15 protein-coding genes are annotated in these 18,373 nt (G+C 42.0%); 2 read left to right on the top strand and 13 right to left on the bottom strand.

The features are described 5' to 3' along the window. Positions 1 to 5: 5 nt before the first annotated feature. The 9 genes from QAI40_RS03480 to QAI40_RS03440 all read right to left on the bottom strand — a co-directional run bounded on the left by QAI40_RS03480 (position 6) and on the right by QAI40_RS03440 (position 11,361). Positions 6 to 2,468 carry a radical SAM protein gene (locus QAI40_RS03480; RefSeq protein WP_299981027.1) on the bottom strand — a complete coding sequence of 821 codons (2,463 nt, stop codon included), beginning with the start codon at positions 2,466 to 2,468 and terminating at the stop codon, positions 6 to 8. A gap of 89 nt (positions 2,469 to 2,557) precedes the next feature. Further along, the gene (locus QAI40_RS03475; protein WP_299981025.1) at positions 2,558 to 2,863 is read right to left on the bottom strand and encodes a hypothetical protein; all 306 of its coding nucleotides are present in this window, start codon (positions 2,861 to 2,863) and stop codon (positions 2,558 to 2,560) included. Between the two features lie 26 nt (positions 2,864 to 2,889). Further along, positions 2,890 to 3,993 carry an ABC transporter ATP-binding protein gene (locus tag QAI40_RS03470; RefSeq protein WP_299981023.1) on the bottom strand — a complete coding sequence of 368 codons (1,104 nt, stop codon included), beginning with the start codon at positions 3,991 to 3,993 and terminating at the stop codon, positions 2,890 to 2,892. A 90-nt stretch (positions 3,994 to 4,083) separates the two neighbouring features. Further along, entirely contained in the window at positions 4,084 to 5,244 is a 1,161-nt protein-coding gene (locus tag QAI40_RS03465; protein ID WP_299981021.1) for an extracellular solute-binding protein, read from the bottom strand. 69 nt (positions 5,245 to 5,313) lie between these two features. Next, positions 5,314 to 6,114, bottom strand: coding sequence for an ABC transporter permease (locus QAI40_RS03460; protein WP_299981019.1), 801 nt, complete (start codon positions 6,112 to 6,114; stop codon positions 5,314 to 5,316). Positions 6,115 to 6,139: 25 nt separating this feature from the next. Next, positions 6,140 to 7,009 (bottom strand): ABC transporter permease, encoded by an 870-nt coding sequence (locus tag QAI40_RS03455; protein WP_299981017.1) that lies wholly within the window; start codon positions 7,007 to 7,009, stop codon positions 6,140 to 6,142. A gap of 308 nt (positions 7,010 to 7,317) precedes the next feature. Continuing rightward, the gene (locus tag QAI40_RS03450; RefSeq protein ID WP_299981015.1) at positions 7,318 to 8,724 is read right to left on the bottom strand and encodes a sigma-54 interaction domain-containing protein; all 1,407 of its coding nucleotides are present in this window, start codon (positions 8,722 to 8,724) and stop codon (positions 7,318 to 7,320) included. Continuing rightward, positions 8,714 to 10,324 carry an amidohydrolase gene (locus QAI40_RS03445; RefSeq protein WP_299981013.1) on the bottom strand — a complete coding sequence of 537 codons (1,611 nt, stop codon included), beginning with the start codon at positions 10,322 to 10,324 and terminating at the stop codon, positions 8,714 to 8,716. Before QAI40_RS03445 ends, QAI40_RS03450 begins: the two co-directional genes overlap by 11 nt. Further along, positions 10,324 to 11,361 (bottom strand): proline racemase family protein, encoded by a 1,038-nt coding sequence (locus QAI40_RS03440; protein WP_299981011.1) that lies wholly within the window; start codon positions 11,359 to 11,361, stop codon positions 10,324 to 10,326. Before QAI40_RS03440 ends, QAI40_RS03445 begins: the two co-directional genes overlap by 1 nt. A 190-nt stretch (positions 11,362 to 11,551) precedes the next feature. On the opposite strand from QAI40_RS03440, the gene QAI40_RS03435 reads away from it, so the two are divergent. Further along, positions 11,552 to 12,496, top strand: coding sequence for a threo-3-hydroxy-L-aspartate ammonia-lyase (locus QAI40_RS03435; protein WP_299981009.1), 945 nt, complete (start codon positions 11,552 to 11,554; stop codon positions 12,494 to 12,496). On the opposite strand, the gene QAI40_RS03430 is transcribed toward QAI40_RS03435, so the two are convergent. Continuing rightward, a complete protein-coding gene (locus QAI40_RS03430; RefSeq protein ID WP_299981007.1) occupies positions 12,483 to 15,506 on the bottom strand; it encodes a PEP/pyruvate-binding domain-containing protein in 3,024 nt (1,007 codons plus the stop codon). The genes QAI40_RS03435 and QAI40_RS03430 overlap by 14 nt on opposite strands. Positions 15,507 to 15,613: 107 nt before the next feature. Between QAI40_RS03430 and QAI40_RS03425 the strand changes: the two genes are divergently transcribed. Continuing rightward, positions 15,614 to 16,117, top strand: a complete 504-nt coding sequence (locus QAI40_RS03425) for a hypothetical protein (protein ID WP_299981005.1) — start codon at positions 15,614 to 15,616, stop codon at positions 16,115 to 16,117. Positions 16,118 to 16,178: 61 nt separating this feature from the next. On the opposite strand, the gene QAI40_RS03420 is transcribed toward QAI40_RS03425, so the two are convergent. The 3 genes from QAI40_RS03420 to QAI40_RS03410 all read right to left on the bottom strand — a co-directional run bounded on the left by QAI40_RS03420 (position 16,179) and on the right by QAI40_RS03410 (position 18,175). Beyond that, on the bottom strand, positions 16,179 to 16,787 hold the full coding sequence (locus QAI40_RS03420) for a DUF2284 domain-containing protein (protein ID WP_299981003.1): 609 nt from the start codon (positions 16,785 to 16,787) through the stop codon (positions 16,179 to 16,181). Between the two features lie 68 nt (positions 16,788 to 16,855). Continuing rightward, entirely contained in the window at positions 16,856 to 17,515 is a 660-nt protein-coding gene (locus tag QAI40_RS03415) for an MBL fold metallo-hydrolase (RefSeq protein WP_299981001.1), read from the bottom strand. An 81-nt stretch (positions 17,516 to 17,596) separates the two neighbouring features. Further along, entirely contained in the window at positions 17,597 to 18,175 is a 579-nt protein-coding gene (locus QAI40_RS03410; protein ID WP_299980999.1) for a class I SAM-dependent methyltransferase, read from the bottom strand. Positions 18,176 to 18,373 lie beyond the last annotated feature (198 nt).

Raw genomic sequence — 18,373 nt, 5'->3', positions numbered from 1 at the left:
TTTACCTAGGAAACAGGGAATTCGCTTGTTTTTATAAGCCCTTCTATGGGCACCACAAGAGATCCATCATCATCTGTGGTAACGCCTTTGGGAAGCACAAACTTTTCATCCAAATTTTTATAATAGAACAAATCATAACAACCAGGCTTTATCTTTAGTTGACCATTATCGTGAACAAAAGATGATGTCAGGCCATAATCCACTTCCCCTAAGCAGGTTGCAATCATATATCTCGGGATCTCTCTTCCTGATCCTTCTCTTCTGACTTTTGTGGCAATATCAACTACATCATAGGAATCCACTGGGTGGTCTATATTCCATTTTTGCTGAATGGGAAGCCCTGCAACATAGAGGTGATGAAATTCGATTCCTGCTTTTCGTACACTATAGGCAAGAGAATGGATATGTTCATCTGAATCATTGATACCCCCTAAAAGAGCGGTATTGCAATATACGGTTATGCCCTTGTTGTTTAATCTTCCGGCAAGTTTTGTATGGGCATCGGTTAACTCATCTGACAGGGTAAACCAGGTTTCGATTTCCAGTCTTAAAGGATTCACCACACAAAGATTATTCAAATCCCCAAGAGTATTGATCACAGCCCGTGTATAAGCCTGGGGCTCATTGTTAAACTTCATGCTTAAAAGCCGGACGGCATTTACATGGGGAATATCCTTTAAGTCTTTAATGAGTTTTTTAATATAAAAAAGAGATTCTATGGCATCCTTTGACGAGGATATAATGACATCTGTAATCCTGTCATCTGATCTGATATAATTGATCTCGCTTTCAGATGCGAGAGCATCAATCTCAACCCTGGTTTCGTGGAGCCGCGAAAGTTTTTCAAAACCCGTATTTACAATGGATGACCCTGTCTGTCTTTCATTAACTAAAATAAATTTAAGGGTTTCAATATCACCAGCAGATAAAGACTCTTTTTCATTGGCAATTCTTTTGGGTCTGGGCCCATGAAGAAGAGTTTCATCCCCGATCTGCGCCATATACTGAATATCAATGGTGCCTTCATCATTGACCCTTATATTGTCAAGCTCAGCGGCAAGGGGGGCAAAGGCTTTAAAATAACCCGGTGTATAGGGCGTTCTGATCCAGACAAAATTCTCATTGTCTTTCACCTTCTCCACTGCCCATCCACTTGTATACCAGTCAATTTTTCCAATGGGGGTTGCCGTACAGATGCTGGGAATAATCCTGTCAGACAGGTGAGCCCGAAGATGATTGGCAATCTTTATCCCATGGGACAAAGAACTCCAGTAAATGCTGTTCCCGTGGATGGGACTGCAGGGAATATAAATATAATGAAGTTCGGCACCGGCGCCCCGCAACAGGCTGAAAAGTCTTACCAGTTCAGGGCCTTTGTCATTGCAGTCATTCAAAAACGGAGTCTGAACATACACGGCAATGCCATTGTTGACAAGATCGGTTATAATCTCAAGACTTTCAGGCGACACTTCATCCGGATGAATAAAATGGGTGGCCACTTCCATCCTTTTGCCGTGCTGCTGAAGTTCAAAATTCTTTTGCTTGAGGTATTTCAGATAAGCACCTTCATTTTCAAGGAAAAGATCCGGATAATAAGCAATGGATCGTGTGGCAAGACGGAGAGTCTGAACATGATCCACCTGCATGAGCCCGTCTATGGTAGCCGCCATATTGGCCCTGTTCATGAAGGGATCACCTCCGGTAACAACAATTTCTTTGATGGATGGCGAATCCTTTACATGCCGGACCGCTTTTTGAACACCCTCCACCGTCGGGTTTTTTTCATTCCTGGAATCTTTATGTTTTCTGAAACAAAACCTGCAATAAACGGGACAGGCCATATTTAAAAGAAAGATGACCCGGTTCTGGTACATCTGTTCCAAGAGGCCGTCATGGAACTGGCCAATCCAGGTGTTGGTATGACCGCCGGAATCCAGCTCTTCGATAAACGGCAGATACTGATAAGCCACATCCTTTGATACCAGCATCTGACGAATGGTATGGCGTGACAACCTTACCGGATATGTTTCAATCACCTGCTGGAGTTGTTCCCGGTCTTTTTCAGGAACGGCAAGATGAGTGGCTTGCTCAAGCTGATGGGTATTTTTAATGGAAATATATCCATATCCCGGGAGTACCTGCTCAAGGATTGCCATGAGCATGAGATGAGGAATCTCAATCTGATTCACTATTATCTTTTTCATTTCCCCATTAACAATGACCGATAAAACCTCAGTAAAAAAACCTGCCGGATCATTTGGATATCCTGTTTTTTCCAAAAGCTTGGAAAATTTGTACACCCCATCGCCCTCTTTTGTGATGCTGCAGAATTGTTTTCCTGCAAGCGTTTTCGTCCCATAGATATCAAAAAATTCAATCACGGTTTTTGTCAAAGCGGCAAGACCGACTTCTATTTTTTTCCCTGAATGTTTGAACACTATGTTTATTGAACGATCATAACTTTCCATTACCATATTCCTTTAAACAAAAATTTCATTTCCAAGCCGTCCGGAAACATCCACATTACGGATCTTTTTCCTAACGGGTTCCATCAAACTCAATACAACCTCTTTTCGGCCTTGTACAAATAGTATACAGTATCTTTAGGGAATCCATATCCCAGGACTTTTCCCAATGTTTCATCTTCATTTTCCGGATCAATTTTTATGACCAGGTATTCTTTTGAGTATTTGGAATCATAAACTTTTTTCCAGGCATAATTTCCCTTTTTTAAATATTGATATGCGATAAGGGATTCGGAAAAAATAGAAAGACGCTGTTTGGTTAAATCATTTTCAAAAATAATATAGCTCATTGAAGGATCAAGATGTTTCTTAATCCAGCCAAAACTTTTTCGGATCATTTTATGCCCTGAAAAATCTATCGTCATCAAATTTTAAGTAACCGGCAGTGTTCATGCATAACTTTCATAAAAACCTCATCACCCCGCCGATATGGAGATCGTTTGACAAAGTTTATTGCATGCAGCACAAGCTTGTTTTCAAGTTCTATAAAATAACTGACTTCTCCTCCCATATAACTGCGATCCACAATCTTTCCGAAAAAAACATTCTCCCCTTGTTCCGGAACATGGTCGGCTCTGTAACCCAGGTTAAATTTTTGCGCCCGGATTACCATTTCCACCTTGTCCCCTTTGTTAAATGTTCCTGCCGGAACCGCAAGGCAGGTAGTGTTATCTTCCAGGGTTACACTCAAATAATCGTCTTGTTTCTCATTTACAATGGCATTGAGAAAATTGGAATGCCCTAGAAAATCTGCAACGAAATGGTTGACCGAATTGTTATAAACCTCTTCAGGATCACCTTCCTGCTGAACAAAACCGTCTTTCATAACCACAACTTTATCTGACATGGACAATGCCTCTCTCTGATCATGGGTAACAAAGATAGTGGTCACTCCCAAAGCCTGCTGGAGATTGTCAATCTCTCTTCTCATATCTTCCCTTAAATTTTCATCAAGAGCTGATAAGGGTTCATCCATCAACAACACATCCGGTTCAATAACAATGGCTCTTGCAAGAGCAATACGCTGTTGCTGGCCACCTGATAACTGGGATGGCATCCTGTCCCCGACTCCGGGAAGCCGGACTGTTTCCAGAGCTTTTTCAACTTTTTCTTTCATAATGGCTTTTGACGCACTCCTGTACTTAAGTCCAAACGCCACATTATCAAAAATGGTTTTATGGGGAAAAAGTGCATAGTTCTGAAATATCATCCCTAAGTTTCTTTTGTGGATCGGAGTATCATTGATCCGTTTGCCTTTGATATAGATATCTCCATGGGTTGGTTCCTCCAAGCCTGCAAGCATTCGTAAAAGTGTTGTTTTGCCGCATCCAGAGGGGCCTAAAAGTGTTACCAGGGACCCTTCCGGAATTTCAAGGTCCATCTTTTTAACTGCAACAACTTTTCCATACCGTTTTTCAATCCCGGTAAATTTTACAAATGCAGGGTCTTTTTCCTGTTTCAAAGCCATACGCTCCCAAATTATCCATTAAAGTAATCTTCGGGCAAATTAATCTTCAGGCCCCGGCCAGGCCGGGGTCTGAAGACATTTGTGATTAACTTACTTGCCGGCCATAATCCTGTCCCATTTTTCAGCCCAGTCAAGTTGATGGGCATTCCAATATGCAGGATCTGCAAACTTATACCCCTCTAACGTGCCTGTAGGGTCAAATGCCGGTAATTTTTTGATTTCATCCGGCATGGCAATTTTTGTCGGGTCAAGACTTGGCGGATAGCCCATGCCTATGGAAACGGCTTTGGCAGCTTCGGGTTCAAGCATAAAATTGAGTAGCTTTTGAGCCACGTCAAGGTCTGTCCCCTTAAGGACATACATGTATTCCATCCAGGAATAAGTACCTTCCGGTGCAAGATATCCAATTGGATGCCCCTCTTTCTGCAGTAATCCTACCCTGCCTGACCAGGCAACAGTGGCATAGATGTCACCATTTCCCAGAAGACTCATCAGCTCGGAACCGGATGCCCAATATTTTTTAATCATGCCTCTTTGTTCTTTCAAAGCCGCCCAGACTGCTTTCTCGTCTTTGATATTGTTCGGGTCCTGTCCCGTATGAAGCGCTGCATACCACATGTTGGTGATGTGGTCTCCACCCCATGATCCAAGTTTTCCGTTAAGGCTCTTGTCATATAATAAAGATGCACCAAGTTTTTCAGCTTTTTCCTTGGATATTTTATCTGTATTATAGGCAATACCTGTCTGGCCTAAATCATAAGGCACGGCAGAAAGAGTTCCCTTACTGATTCCTTTCAGGGTGTTGGTCATTTTGCTCATTACATTCTTGAGATTGGGTATTTTACTTTCATCCAGTTCAACACCAAACCCGAGATCTGTGTAGCGGGCATAATCATAAACAGCGCTTAAATGGGCGATATTAAATTCTCCGCCGGGTGGATAAGAGGCTTTTACCTGTGTTAAAAATGCAGCCATACCCGTAAATGCAGCATCAATCACTTTAACTCCAGTGGCTTTGGTAAAAGGATCAAATGCAAATTTTCTTAATGCTTCAGAGGTTGACCCGCCCCAGGAATGTAAGGTAATTGATTTTGCAGCAAATGCGTTTTGTACAAGCCCAAAAGGACCGCCAATCAGTCCCAATGCAGCGCCGGAAATGCCAAGAAATTTTACAAAATCACGTCTTGAAATGTTGCCTTGCTGATAACTTTCATAAACATCATCAAACTTTCTCTTCAAATCTTTTCCCATTCTTTTTCTCCTTTTTCCTTAGAATTAAACTAATAATATTATGTGCCGCCTTGATGCTTAAACCTTTGTTTATTTTCCTATTCCTTTTGCAAACTTTCTTGAGATATATCCTGCAAGAAGAGGGGTCGAAACCGTCAGAACAATCATGACCGCACCAAGGGCGTTAATTTCAGGACTGATGGAGTTTCGCAGCATACCGAATATTTTCACAGGAACGGTCTGATTCTGTGCCGTGGCCCAGAAAAGCGTTGCTGTTACATCATCAAAGGAAATGGTAAAGGCGAACAGCATTCCAGCTAAGATCGCAGGTGCCAGCAAGGGAAACGTAATTTCCCTGAATGTTTGAAACGGGTTTGCGCCAAGGGACAATGCGGCTTCCTCATATTCCTTTTTAATTCCTACAAGTCTTGCCTGGACAATAAGAAGGACATAGGGCAGGGTTAAAACCACATGACCTATGAGCAGCAGGGCAAAACTCTTTGGTTGTTGCAGCCACCTGATAAATAACAATAAAGCAACCCCCAATACAACCTCTGGAATCATGATGGGTGCAATTAAAAGGGTGTTTAAAAATTCCTTGCCCCTAAACTCATATCGAATAAACGCCATGGCGGCAGGCACGCCAAAAGCCGTGGCCAATACCGCTGTGCAGGACCCCAGCACCAGGGAATTCTTAAAGGCATCCAAAATAGTTGAATTATGCGAGAGCTTTACATACCACTTGAAACTGAACCCCTCCATTGGGAATGATCCAAACTGCTGGGGATTAAATGAGAGAAGGACAACGGCAATAATCGGGGTAAACATCCAAATATAAACCAGGAGTGTAAATATTTTTATCAATGACCATCCTGAAATAAATTTTTTCATATTTCTTCCCTGTTACGACCCATTGTTACGATTCATTGCTTAGTGTTTTAAATATCTGGCCGATGCCCATATATCGGTTGTAGGTGTAGACAATGACCATCAACAGCACCATTAAAATAACACTGATGGCCGAACCAAACGGCCAGTCAAGGGTTCCGATTATCCGCTTGAAGATCAGGTTTGCGATCATTTCATTTCCAGGACCACCTAGAATCATCGGGGGAAGGTATGTCCCGCAGGTCAACACGAAAACAAGCAGGCACCCGGCACTCACACCTGGCAGGCTTAAAGGAAGTGTCACTTCTTTGAAGGCCTGCCATTCTGTGCATCCAAGGCTTTTTGCCGCTTCAGCCAGGCTTTTATCAATGCCATCAAGACTGACGTAAATATTTAAAATCATGAATGGCAAAAGGTATTGTAAAAGGCCCATGATGACGGCCCCTTCGTTATACAGCATGGCCAAAGGAGTGGAGATGATATTATACTTCAGCAGCAGGTGATTGATCAACCCGGAATCTCCCAGGATGTTTATCCAGCTTAAGGTCCGGATGATAAAGCTGATCCAGAATGGCAGCATGACCAGTATCATGAGAAAGGGTTTGAACCGGGATTCCGTCTTATAAAAAAAATATGCCGGGATGTAGCCCAGGATCAGGCATAAAATAACCGTTTCAAGGGCAACACGAAGTGTATTTAAAAGGATGGACGGATAAAAAAAATCTGCAAAAAATTTAGCATAATTACCAAATTGAAAGGCGGGGATGTCCGCACCACTTGGTGCTCTGAGCCAAAAACTATATACAATCACAAAACAGATGGGTATAACCAAAAGGAGAAAGACAGCTATCAAAGAGGGGGATAATAAAATCCAGGGCTTCCAAGATTTATTTTTCATTCAACCATCCTATACCTTATTACTAGTTCATACGATTTTAGCTGCATTTAAAATTTTAATTCGGTGCAATTCTTGTACCATATATTAATTTTTTTATTAACTATCTGAAATTAAAAGGATTTTGATTTCAGAAAAGTTTTAATAATTGTAAAAAATCTATTTTGATTTACATATGAATCATCAATATGTATTCAACCATCTAAAATAATTGAATATATAATCCGATTTAAAAATGGATCAAAATTATATCCATCCAAAGCCTTAAATAGAAGGCTTATCCACATGCCTGATACAAAAACGGATCACTGTTACTTTTTTATAATAGCAATCCCGTGCTTTTTAAATTTTCTGACCACAGAGGGCTGGCTGATTCCCAAAAAGCTGGCTGCCTCCCTGGTGGTAAGGCATTTCATAGCTGCCTGCATCAATATTTCATTTTCAACCGCCCATATTTTATCCGAAAGAGTGCTGCCTTCTTTCATTGGTTGCACTTTTGTTCCAAGGGGCGTGATCTTGTTTAATGCTTTTACCAGATAATCATCCAAAGACCGTCTGTCACACATAACAATGGCCTGCTTAATGATATTGATCAGTTCCCGGACATTCCCCGGGAAGTCATAAGCTTGAAGTGTCTCAAAAGCCTTGTAACCGATACGTGCTCTGCGATTGTATTGTTTGTTATATTTTTTCAGGGTTATTCGAACCAGCTCAAGAATATCCTCAGGCCGATGTCTCAATGGTGGAATCAAAAGCGTAAATGTATTAAGCCTGTGAAAAAGATCCAGCCTGAACTTCTTATTGAATGTCTGGGAGTCAAGGTCCTGGTTTGTGGCGGCAATAATCGAGCATTCTATTTTTTTTGGGACGGTACCACCAATAGGCATAATTTCGTGATCATCCAGGCACTTCAACAGCTTGGCCTGTACCCCGATGGACATTTCCCCGATTTCATCAAGGAAAATCGTGCCCCCGGATGCCAATTCAAACAAACCTATCTTTCCTTTTTCACTGGCTCCGGTAAACGCTCCCTTTTTATATCCAAACAATTCAGCCTCTAGAAGGTTTTCAGGCAGGGCTGCACAATTGATCTGAATAAACGGCATTTTACTCCCCGTCCTGTGTTTATGAATGAATTTTGCCAGCAACCCTTTGCCTGTCCCGGATTCTCCCTGGATCAGAATATTGGAAGCATTAATAACAGATAGTTTTAAGGCAAGCTTTAAAGTCTGCTTCATTGAATCGCTCTGGGCCACAATATTGTTCTCTTTTAATTCAAGCAGGGTTAACTCGGTCAACTCATCCTTAATTTTTTCAGATTCCTGCCGTGCAAGCGCAAGCTCCTTTCTCATGCTTTCAATAAGAGAAATATCCCGTTCATTTATAACAACAAAAACAATATTATGGTGATCATCAAAAACCGGGGTTCCCGTAACCAGCAAGGTATATTTTGATCGCGGTGTCGTCTGAATTACACTGACCTGGCGTTTTGTTTCAAGGACTTCCTGGGTGGCTGACCTGTCAATCTGTCCTTCTTTTACAAGGGTTCTAACATCTTTTCCCAGAACCTCAGATGCCTTTACCCCGTTTAAGATTTCAGCCGCACGATTAAGCTTTAGGATTGTTCCCTTGGCATCACAGATCATCAAACCATCAGCCGACCGATTAAAAATCGTTTGAAGATATGTCGTGGTCATGTGTGATGATTCATCTTTCATGGACAATTCTTCCATCAAAAAGGGTTATATCCACTTTTGTATCAGCGATCCCATCAGGATCAATCTTAAAGATATCCTGGTCAAGAACAATGATATCCGCAATCTTTCCTTTTGAAATGGACCCCAGACAATCCCCTGTCCCTGACGCCACAGCCGGGGTGATCGTATACCCTTTAACGGCTTCTTCAACACTGAGTGCCTGCTCCACATACCATCCCTTCTCCGGGGTCTTATTCATTCTTTTTCTTGTAACAGCAGAATAAATCCCTGCCAGAGGATTGGGATCTGCCACAGGGGCATCAGAACTGAGCATCAGGGGAACACCTGTTTTTAAAATATTTTTCAGGGCATAGGCATACTTTCCTCTGGGCCCTGCACAGGAATCAATCATGGAGATATCAAGGCTTAAGTTGTTGGGCTGGCAGGAGACAGCAATGTTTTTCAACGTTGAAAGTTTTTCAAGATCTTCGGGCAGAATCATCTGAACATGCTCGATTCGATGGGGGATTATACACCGGGTCCGGTCATGGCTTTCAATCCTCTGGAACATGGCTATAATTTCTTTGTTGGCCCGGTCACCAACAGCATGCACCATGACGCTCAATCCGACCTGATCGGCTTTTAACACAGCCCTTTCAATATCCGCAACCGGGGTTAAGGGCATACCAAATTCTGCATCAAGATATTTTTTTGTCATCCAGCCGGTCCTTGCGCCCATGCCTCCGTCGGAAAAAAACTTTAAATAACCGATCTTTAAAAGGTCATCCCCAAACCCTGTACAAAGCCCTAAATCAATGGCCTGGTCTGTCATTTCCCCGGGAAGAGCCACATGACAACGGATATGAAGCCTGTTTTCCCGATGAAGCTGCTGCCATGCCTTTAACGCATCTGCGCCGTCAAGTCCTCCCATGAGCCGGATATCATGGATGGATGTAAGTCCAAATTTATGGGCATCGCCTACGGCTTTTTGCATATTTTCAAGCACGGCTGCACGGGAAGGTTTAGGCAGGACATTCCTGATCAGGTTTGAGGCAAGCTCTTTTAGAACACCTGTGGGACGGCCGGATGTATCCTTTGCAATCACACCGTCTTCTGGATCAGGGGTTTCAAAACCGATTTTGGCAAGCTTTAAGCCAAGAGAATTGGCAACAGACAAATGAAGGTCACATCTCCAGATACAAACCGGGTTATTGGGTGCAATCCTGTCAAGATCATACCGATCCGGTATTTTATTTTCAGGCCAGTCCGACTCATTAAATCCCTGGCCCAACACCCAGTTACCCTCGCCAAGGGCCAGGGCCTTGTTTGAAACAGCGTTTTCCATTTCCTTAAACGAGCCGACCCGTGAAAAATCAATACTGTCATAGTTCAACGCCCACTCATAAAAATGAAAGTGGGTATCAATAAATCCCGGCAATACCAATCTGTTATCAAGATCAATCACTTGTGTGTGGCTTGAAGCCAAACCCAAAATATCCCTGTCAGACCCGACACTTAAAATCCTCTTGCCTGATACGGCAACGGCCCGGGCCATTGGATGAAAACCATCCTGGGTTTGAATATTGCCATTATGCAAAATGATATCTGCAACAGTTTTCATTACATGATAAAGCCTTGTTGAAAGGGATCATTTTCTTCAACGATAAAATGATGAACACCGGTTAAATAGGCCATGCCTTTAATCTGCACAACAAAACCCTCCACAGACCCGATTTTTTTCTTTTTTACAAGCATCGCGTCAAAAGACGTACCCAGAGGACTGTAATTAATATATCTCTGATTCATTTTGATTTTTCCATAATGATGAAGCAGGGTTAGTTTCGCAGCCGTGCCGGTACCGCAGGGAGATCGGTCTGCATGGGATTCCCCGTAAATGACCATGCCTTTGCCAGAGGCGTTTCCCTCATCATGCTGCGAATCATAAAATTCTGTGACATCAATGGTTCTGACATCCGGCCTGACAGGATGGGACACGGTAAGCTGTTCATTGGCAGCATCAATAATTTTCATGCCCAGATCCGTTAAAAATTCCTTATTTTCCAAAACCGGCTCCATTCGGATTTGATGTGAATCGACCATGGCAAAAAAACCGCCTGTACAGACAAGATCCACTTTTATCGTTCCAAACCCTTCAACCTTGATCTCTTGATCTGTAGCATAAACAAAGGAGGGCACCATATTGATGGCCACAGCATCGAGCGTATCTTCCTGAACAAACACCCTGGCCTCCATCAGCCCTGACGGGGTATCCACAAGCACAGAATTTTCCCCCTGTTCAAGCACAAGGAAACCTGCTCTTGCAAGGGTTGCTACGGCACCAATGGTTGCATGCCCGCAAAGATAGGGATATCGTTTGGCATCCATGTATATCAGTCCAAACTTTGCATTAGGAGTAACATTTCCGGTCACAAGAGCTGCCAGAATCTTGGGACCCCTGGGTTCTTTTGTCAAAAGACACCGGATATGATCATATCGGGATTTAAACCATTCAAGCTTATCCATCATGGTTTTTCCTTTGATATCCCCCAAACCATTGACGATCAGACGCGTGGATTCCCCTTCAGTATGGGAATCAATGGTTGTAATGCAATTGTCAAACCCCTTTGAAAATTTTGAAAAATTATTGAAAAATTCCATTGAAAAAAGATCCTTAGAAAAAGACTACATAATATTTACAATAAAGAACTCTCTTTAACTTAAAGCAATCCATTTTCTAAAGCAAACGCAAGATTTTTATTCTTTAAAAAATAGACGCCAAAAATATTTACTTATCACAGACAACCTGGAATAATGGACTCCAAAACAATAAACTTGAGGGAGTCTATCAATGTTTAGCAGGATCATCAAGGCCCGTGAGAGATTAGAAGGCTATGCCAATATAACACCCACCATGACATCCGGGACATTGAACAACCTTGTGGGCGCCGACGTTCATTTAAAGTGTGAAAATTTCCAAAAAACAGGTGCGTTTAAATTTCGGGGTGCGTTTAACAGTATTTCAAAGCTCTCCGGCGAAGAAAAATCAAACGGAGTCATCACCTATTCATCCGGGAATCATGCTCAAGCTGTGGCCCTGGTGGGAAAGATGCTCAATGTTAAAACAACCATTGTCATGCCCGGTAACGCCCCTGCCATAAAGCTTGCCGCGACAAAAGGCTATGGTGCCAATGTAATTGAATATGACCCTCAAACCCAAAGCCGGGAAGGTCTTGCGTTAAAAATCCAGAAAGAACAGGGGCTGACAATGATCCCTCCATTTGACCATCTGGATGTCATCGCTGGTCAGGGAACCGCTGTCTTGGAATTATTTGACCAGGCAGGCCCCCTTGACATGCTGTTAACCCCCTGTGGTGGCGGAGGACTTTTAAGTGGCAGCGCCATTGCTGCAAAAGGTGTGAATCCTGACTGCACAGTTATTGGCGTAGAACCGGAACTTGCAGATGATGCCTGTCGGTCATTTAAAACCGGGATCCTTCACACGGTGAAAAATCCCGCTACCATTGCCGACGGCACAAGAACTTCATCCTTAGGAAAAATAACCTTTCCCCTGGTATTGGAACATGTTGACGATATGGTCGCAGTTTCGGAAAAAGATATTATCCATGCGGTACAATTTCTATTCTTTCGAATGAAGCTTGTAGTAGAGCCCTCCGGTGTCCTTGGCCTTGCAGCTCTTCTCAGCAAAAAGATTGCACCCAAAAAAAAGACCGGGATTATTTTAAGCGGGGGTAATATTGATGCGAAAACCATGGGCTTTATCATGAATCAATGACCGGGATGTCATCCATCGTGTAATCCGGATCATCGTTTTTATAGGGCATCAATACTGCCAGTGATGTCTTTCCGTCCACAAGAATTTTTATGGGATTTTCAAATTTTATATGCTTTAAATAGGTTGTTGTGTTTTCACATGTCTGGCACCTGAAAAATTCATAATCAATAAAATCATCTCCCTTATCTGATATGGTAATATAACTGATACCAAGGGAAGTAATATTCTGGAAAAAGTGGGATCCCTGGGAAGGATCGGCCTTAATGCTTTCAATGGTGGTTTCCAGCATCACCCCCACATTTGAAATATCATTCCAGACCACAGGAATTCCCAGCCACCGGTCTGATGATCCCCACCGGCCAGGGCCGATCAAAACGTATTTTCTGTTATTTTCATTAAACAGGGCATTGATTTTGTTTATTTCCGCAGCGACTTCAATTGTTTTTCCCGCGTCAAAGGTTTCAGGATCCACATACACCACATCATAGATATCCTTGTATTCTCCGTTCCCAAGCGAAAGCGTAGAATAACAGAATGCCTCCGAAATTTCTTTTTTTCCAATTTTAACACCGAGATTTTGTTTATATCTCCCCATGGGTCTGATTTGAAGTAACGAGAATTGTGGTTTCTGATTTTCATCCTCCAATAAATTAACTGCAAATTCGACTTCAACAGAAGACCCCATCCATTTGCTGCCGATTTTGGTGACCTCTTCAAGAAGTTGGGCCAAGGGAAAAGAATTGTATTTTAAAATATTGGCAAAGGTTAATACCGGGAAGCCTTTATTGGAAAAAGAATCCCTGATCCTGTTGTCCTGGACATAAAAGGTGGAGGATAAAAACCTGATAATCGGATGATCGGTTGCATCAATTAAATCGAGTTTTGCAAGGGTTGAGTCTTCAGTGGAGCCGGATATAAATTTATCGGCATCCGGAAATTCGTCGAGTTTCAGTGCATAAAAATATTTTTGGGAATTTTCAAGGATATCGTCTACAATAGAAAACTGGGGTAAGAACTGAGGATATTTGGGGCAGAATCTTAAGGTCTTACCGCCTTCCATGACAATCTTTCCAAGCCCCATGGCAATATAGGAAATACCCTCTTCTGCTTTTAAATGGGAGATGGGATAAAAATTATAGGACTGGGCCACGCCTGAAATTACAGGATAAAAAAGATTTTTATGCGCCATGCCGGTCAATTGCTGGAGAATTACAGCCATTTCCTCATCTTCGGTTCGATGCATGGTCGATTTTGAATAGGATCTTGGCGCCTTGAGATACGTAGAAGCATAGACAAGTTTAATTGCCATAATCAGCTGTTCAAGCCGCTTTTCAAGATTTGGGTGGGAGTTGGGGAGCATATAGGTATTATAAAGTCCTGCAAAGGGCTGATAATGGGCGTCTTCAAAAAGGGAGGAGGACCTGACGGCAATGGGATATCTGACACTCTGTAAATAGGCTTGAAGGTTTTTTTCCAACCAGTCTGGAAATCTGGCCTGGACAAACTGCTCAACAATATGGTCGTCTTCCAGTTCCTCATCAGACTCAAGAAGCCTTGCCAGTTTATTTTCTTCAATAAACGTTTTAAACCCTTCCGTTGAAATCACAAAGGTCTGGGGAATGCTGATATCCACGTCTGGAAACTTATCCCGCAAAGAAGAGTCCCGCCTTATCTGGGATGCCATAAAAGCCAACCCCCTGGCCTTTCCGCCAAGAGATCCGTTCCCGATTTTCATAAAATCCGTATCTGAATCAAACTTTTCAGAATCGAAATCAATAATCTGTCCCTGTCTTGATCCCTTCCGCCTGGCATGAATACTCTCAACTAAAAATTTCTTCATGTCCTGGGGGTCTGGAAAATCACTGATCTTATAAGGCTTCAGCTTAAGTGCGAAATCAATTTCACTTCTGGCCATGAACCATCTTGAAAAATCATCGTTCATGGCATGATAGACAATGGATTCATCAGGAATTTCAGGCAGAAGTTTTTCAATGGCCCTTAAATCACTTGCTCGGGCAATTTCTTCTCCATTGGGCAGTCGAAAAATAAAAGCACCGAACCCGAGATATGATACAAAAAAATTTTTAATCCGGTCATTTAAATTATTTGAATTCTTATTGATAAATACTGCCGGGATATCAACCACCTTTTCCTTATTATGGTTCTCCGTACTCAGAATCAATACAGGCAAATCCGGAATTTCCTTTTTAATCTTTGTGAGAAGCTTATATCCGGCGGATTCATCCTCCACTCCGTTTTTTAAATACCGCATATCTGAAAAGACTGACAACAGATATGGTTTATACTTTTCATAAAGGGCAATGGCCTCTTCATAATTATGGGCAACCAATACTTTAGGCCGACCCCGCATTTTTAACAGCCTGTGTTCTTCATTAATGGAGTCCTCGATAACAGACTGGGTCTGCATCACAATCTGTTTGTAAAGCACCGGTAAAAAAGAAGAATAATGATACGGAGAATCCTCCACCAGGATGATCACCCTGACATTGGCATTCTTGGTATCAAAGGCAACATTCATTTCATCTTCAAAATTCTTGATAATGGCCAGCAAAAGGTCGGCATTCCCACCCCAGATATATGTCCGGTCAATAGCCGTTGAATTATCCACGCCAATATATTTATCAATATCACAGGTATTATGCAGCAACATGAAAAAGGGCAGGTCAGAATATCTTTTCTTTACTTGTTCACCAAAGGAATATACATCCATTCCATCCAGGCTCGGCATGGCAAGAATCAAATCAAATCTCTTACTTTCCAGCATCCCAAATGCCTCTGATGCCGAAGACACCCATGTAAGTCTTGGAGGCTTTGAAAGGTTAAGCCCTTTGTACTCATTAATAATCCTTGTTGAAAGACGACCTTCCTCCTCCATGATAAATGCATCGTACGGGCAGGATACCAGGAGGATTTCACCCACCTTGTTTGCCATTAATTCATGATATATCTTAAGAGTCGGTGGTTTAGTCGAACTATAGAGAGTGTCCATCTGTATAAGCCTTTGCAAATAATTGATATATATTTCAGTTCAAGATCTTTTTTGTGTTAAACTATATTAAAAACAACAATAGAATGCAATGGAAGAGGTCTTGAAAAATGCAAATAGTACAGGCTGAAATGCACAAAAATCTGATGATAGCAATGCGTGGGTTCCAAAAATTATCCCAAAATGAGATAGGACTTGCCGAATTACAGGTCAAGGAAATCATCGCCTTAAAATATCAGATGGAAACTATTGCAGCTCAAAAAGGATATTCTCAAGCGTGCAAAGCATCCATTCCCACATGCAGGGGAGACTGCTGCAAATGGCATTTTCCGAGAAACCTATCCCATGTAGATTTTTTTATTGCAATATTTCATATGCCGGAAGAACAGCAGGCGGCGTTGGCAAAATTGATCTGCAACAATAGAAAAGACCAGTGTCCTGTTTTACTTAAAACCGGATGTTTCTTGTCATTTGAGCAGCGGCCTGTTCTCTGTACGAATGCGTATCCCTGTTTTAATGACCGATCATATTGGATTGAAAAAGAGAAGAAAAACATTCTGTTTAAAAAAGCCATTGATGCACTTGATGCTACTGCCCAGTTTAAGAAAGTCTAAAGACGTATACTATTGAAAATTCAATAAACTGAACATAAAACTATCAATAAACTCATGCATTTCAGGCAAGCATGATTAGTCCTGCCACCCAGCTTATGGCATCTTTATTGGATAAACTTGCATCTTTCGCTTTCTGGGCCGCCCACCCGGAAGACATCATCAACTGGGTGACATCGATACCAAAACCCGACATGGATGGGCGAGCAGACTCTATATGACGGCAGGATTTGTTTTCTGCTACAACGCAACATTTTTCCTGATCGTCGCAAAACAATTCTTTACATGATCCGCCGGCAAACGCTTTTGATTTTTCAAAACCTATTTCAATGGCTTTGTGCTCTATTGCTGCTACAATTTGATGAAGCAGTTGCATCACACCCTTACGCTCATCGGAAAACATGACTGATGCAGGCAATTCTATTTTCACGGTAATGGAATAATTGCTCTGTGCCTGCCACTTTCTAAATTCGACCGGGCCTTCCACATTGGGTGGGCAGCTTGCTGCAAGCCCATAATTTGGGCAGGGATACTCTCCGTTACAAAGTGCTGCCAAATCATCTTTCACCAGAATCTCTTTGGACGATATAATAGCCGAAGCACTTGCTCCAAGCCTTTTTGCTTCCCGGGTCAATAGTTCAAGCTGCTGTTTTGATATCAAGTCATTTTCCATTATCCATGCTCTCTAATTAATCTTTTCCCACATACATGCCCTCATATTCCAGATAAAGCTGGTTTTAATCAGGGCTGATTCTGGTGCTTGTGTTTGTCAATGTATTGTCTGACCAGATTACCCGGCTGGAAAATGCCAAAATGTCCTTCACATAGAATATCTGCTTCCAAATCCAGGAGTTTTTGCATGGATATCTGATAATCCTGTAGATCAGATAAAAAGCTTTCATTAAAGGGGCCGTGTAGATCCTGGCCGAACAACACTTTTTTACCTTCTAATTCAACGAGAACAGATATTGATCCGGGTGTATGGCCTGGCGTGTGGATGCATTGGAAATCGTAGCTGCCAAATCTGAGGACAGTATCTGAGCGAAATTTCTGATACAATTTGACAGGTTCAAACCTTACTCCGTACCAGGATGCTGCTGTCCGTCCGTCATGGTCAGGCTCTTCAATTGGAATCGCGTCTAATTCATGGGCATAAAATTTGATGTCCGGCAATTCCCGACTTAATTCAGCACAGATACCGATATGGTCAATGTGGCAATGGGTCAGGATGCAATGTTGGATATCTTCAAACCGCACCCCATGGGAATCAATTTGCTTGATCATATCCAGATTCATGCCTGCATCAATCAGGACCAATCCCTGGTCGCTTTGTGTATCCACCATATAAACAGAGCACTCGTTGTCGCCCACATGATAAATATTTTCAATGATTTGCTTCATAGATCAGCGAATAATAAATTTGTGATTTACAGTCAAGCAGAAAAAAACTCTACCCGGATTCTGTTGACATATATTTCCGGCTCATTTTGACCGAAACGTCATCAAATAGTTATAAGCACCAATATCAGCAGTTTTATCTTTTTTAAATCCATAGCCAGTGATCATTTTTTCAACTTCATCTTCAGACAATCGTATCCTTATCGGTGGGCCGGGAGGACCATCAATTTTCTTAAATTCAATAACGGCAAGACATCCGCCGGGCTTGAGTAAGCCCCTGATTTGTTTTAAAACAGCACCGGCTTTATTGGTTTCTTCAAAATCGTGTAGGACAGTGGCCATCAAGCATACATCCACGCTGTAATTATCAATATCGATTTGTTCAGTAGCATCAAGTAGAAGGATTTTGATATTGGTGATATCCTGGATTTCAATTTGCTCCTCTAAAAGTGTAAGCCCCTCTTTCCATAGATCTACAGCATAAATCAAGCCTTGATCACCTACAATTTCGGACAGGAACATAGAATAAATACCCTTACCACAGGCTAAATCAAGGACAACAGATCCAGACCCCACTGGTAAAATATCCCTTAATATATTTGAATCGATTAATTCAAAGCTGCTCTTACCAACTCCTTTGGGTTCCTTATGGGTATCATTCATATTGTAGATCTCCATCTTGGTCAATTAAGACCTTTTATTCTGTTTAATTCAATCTGCAGTCAATGACCTCCGGTAAACCCGGAGGCTTGATTGTGAACCGCTCAAAGCGGTCAAAAAACCATGAACCACCTAAAGGTGGTCAAAATAACTCCAACTGATCAATTTTTCGATCAGCTTCTTCTTGCTTTTTTATATATT

Origin of the sequence: Desulfobacula sp. (assembly GCF_030611305.1) — a bacterium.
Lineage (GTDB): Bacteria > Desulfobacterota > Desulfobacteria > Desulfobacterales > Desulfobacteraceae > Desulfobacula.
The sequence above is the reverse complement of the archived record's forward strand: the minus strand, read 5'-3'. Positions and strand labels throughout refer to the sequence as shown.

Excerpts from the sequence above, each read along its gene's own strand:
- QAI40_RS03425 (WP_299981005.1), top strand. The coding sequence starts at position 15,614 with ATGCAAATAGTACAGGCTGAAATGCACAAAAATCTGATGATAGCAATG.
- QAI40_RS03480 (WP_299981027.1), bottom strand. The coding sequence starts at position 2,468 with ATGGAAAGTTATGATCGTTCAATAAACATAGTGTTCAAACATTCAGGG.
- QAI40_RS03465 (WP_299981021.1), bottom strand. The coding sequence starts at position 5,244 with ATGGGAAAAGATTTGAAGAGAAAGTTTGATGATGTTTATGAAAGTTAT.
- QAI40_RS03430 (WP_299981007.1), bottom strand. The coding sequence starts at position 15,506 with ATGGACACTCTCTATAGTTCGACTAAACCACCGACTCTTAAGATATAT.
- QAI40_RS03420 (WP_299981003.1), bottom strand. The coding sequence starts at position 16,787 with ATGGAAAATGACTTGATATCAAAACAGCAGCTTGAACTATTGACCCGG.
- QAI40_RS03460 (WP_299981019.1), bottom strand. The coding sequence starts at position 6,114 with ATGAAAAAATTTATTTCAGGATGGTCATTGATAAAAATATTTACACTC.
- QAI40_RS03445 (WP_299981013.1), bottom strand. The coding sequence starts at position 10,324 with ATGAAAACTGTTGCAGATATCATTTTGCATAATGGCAATATTCAAACC.
- QAI40_RS03450 (WP_299981015.1), bottom strand. The coding sequence starts at position 8,724 with ATGAAAGATGAATCATCACACATGACCACGACATATCTTCAAACGATT.
- QAI40_RS03470 (WP_299981023.1), bottom strand. The coding sequence starts at position 3,993 with ATGGCTTTGAAACAGGAAAAAGACCCTGCATTTGTAAAATTTACCGGG.
- QAI40_RS03475 (WP_299981025.1), bottom strand. The coding sequence starts at position 2,863 with ATGATCCGAAAAAGTTTTGGCTGGATTAAGAAACATCTTGATCCTTCA.
- QAI40_RS03410 (WP_299980999.1), bottom strand. The coding sequence starts at position 18,175 with ATGAATGATACCCATAAGGAACCCAAAGGAGTTGGTAAGAGCAGCTTT.
- QAI40_RS03455 (WP_299981017.1), bottom strand. The coding sequence starts at position 7,009 with ATGAAAAATAAATCTTGGAAGCCCTGGATTTTATTATCCCCCTCTTTG.
- QAI40_RS03435 (WP_299981009.1), top strand. The coding sequence starts at position 11,552 with ATGTTTAGCAGGATCATCAAGGCCCGTGAGAGATTAGAAGGCTATGCC.
- QAI40_RS03415 (WP_299981001.1), bottom strand. The coding sequence starts at position 17,515 with ATGAAGCAAATCATTGAAAATATTTATCATGTGGGCGACAACGAGTGC.
- QAI40_RS03440 (WP_299981011.1), bottom strand. The coding sequence starts at position 11,361 with ATGGAATTTTTCAATAATTTTTCAAAATTTTCAAAGGGGTTTGACAAT.